The organism is Streptomyces sp. NRRL F-2664, from assembly GCF_000719345.1.
Classification (GTDB): Bacteria; Actinomycetota; Actinomycetes; order Streptomycetales; family Streptomycetaceae; genus Streptomyces.
The window spans coordinates 1-1505 of sequence record NZ_JOFX01000200.1 but is presented as its reverse complement, the minus strand read 5'-3'; the positions used below and the strand labels follow the sequence as shown (position 1 = coordinate 1505).

General features: G+C 63.3%; 2 protein-coding genes and 1 pseudogene. All 3 read right to left on the bottom strand.

The window, feature by feature from the left end; all coding sequences use genetic code 11:
• Positions 1-20: 20 nt before the first annotated feature.
• Positions 21-344, bottom strand: a pseudogene (locus IF89_RS48800) (helix-turn-helix domain-containing protein); the annotation flags it as partial.
• Positions 345-451: 107 nt separating this feature from the next.
• Positions 452-685, bottom strand: a complete 234-nt coding sequence (locus IF89_RS46745) for a transposase (RefSeq protein WP_078628787.1) — start codon at positions 683-685, stop codon at positions 452-454.
• A gap of 159 nt (positions 686-844) precedes the next feature.
• Positions 845-1505, bottom strand: a 661-nt coding sequence (locus tag IF89_RS50080; RefSeq protein ID WP_199820645.1) for an RHS repeat-associated core domain-containing protein, incomplete at its 5' end; no start/stop codon positions are given.

The window sequence follows — 1505 nt, the reverse complement described above, 5'->3', positions numbered from 1 at the left end:
TGCGTCCGGGGCCGTCACCACCGAAGGTTCACCCCATGCCGCCGGTGCTTGCCCGAGTAGTGCGCGCGTCCGTCGCCGGACCGGCCACACTCGGCGGGGATCCCGTCCAGGAGGGCATACCGGGCGTCGGCCGTTCTCAGGGCCGCGGTCAGTCCCGGTGCCTTGGCCGCCAGGTGTTGCACGACAGCGTGAACATGGGCGCGGGCGGTTCCCAGGGCGATACCGAATCCGGCCGCGAGCCGGTCTCAGGGTGTCGTTCTTGCGTAATGCACCGGTGCGACCAGGGCCCGCTGAGACGGCGGCAGCTTGCACTTCCGCTCCCCCTCCCGGGTGACGATCAGCATCGTCACCCACTCCACGAGGGCGTGCAGGACATCGAGTTATCCGACAGCCCAGGACGTCCCAACCGAGCCACGAAACCCCTTCCACCAGCAGACCAACACCAAGATCTTCAGGCGGTGCGCTGACGGGTTGAACCCACCGTCGCACGCTTGGGGACCGCCACGTCCTCCCGCAGCCTGCGGTTCTCCCGCCGCAGCGCGGCAAGCTCCTCGCGTTCACTGCTGGTCAGGCCCTCACGCTCACCCGCGTCGACCTGGGCCTGGCGGACCCAGTCCCGCACCGCCGTCCCGGTCAGATCGAAGTCCGTGGCGACCTGGCCGACCGAGCGGTCACACGCCGGCACAGTTCGACGATCTCTGCGGTGAACCCTTGCATGAACGAGCGGCGAGGACGCGGCTGCCTCTTCTTCCCCATGCTCTCCATGATGAACATCATCCTTCCGGGGGCTAAAACCCCTGATTGTCACCGGTTGGCAAGCGAGACAGCTCAAATCGGGTGAGAGTTAGTTGCCAGGCCGCTCTAGATTCCGCCCCCCCCGATCAAGCTCGCCCGGCATGTCAAGATATGGCGTTCGAGTAGACCATGGATTCAAGAACTGCGGGTCCCGCATCGTAAATCTTACTTCAGGCACCCTTTGGATCGAGCGCGGGAGGCGCGTGTCAACCCTCATATTGATCAGCGGCTCAGACCCGGCTTGATTGCTCAACACTTTGTGACCTAATGCTAGTTGTTCCTCCTCCGGGGATCGGGCCGTCTGTAAAAGCATGGACAAGCGCAATGGCTCATCCGATACAGGCACGGACTGCACCTGTGCAGAGAGACGTGATTTCTGCGGCGTACTGCCGTATACCTGGATTGGAGCCGTACGGTCTTTCTTTGGCGGGGAAGGTAGGCTCTGAACTGAGGCTTGTGGATCATGCAGCGTTGTGCGGTGCCGGATTACTTGAGCAGGAGGGCGTCGGGAGTTAAGTTGCTTTGCTGGGCCCTCCTCAGGATCTGGATTCTCCTGGCGGGCGCGATACTTGAGTTTGAGCTGTAGGTTTCCAGTGGGGTCGGTGTGTTCTATGGGGTTGGCTGCGAAGGCTTGGTATTTGTTGAGGGGTGTGGGGTGGGGGTCGCGGGTGGTGAAGCGGCCGGTTTCGGGGTGGTAGAGGCGTGCGGGG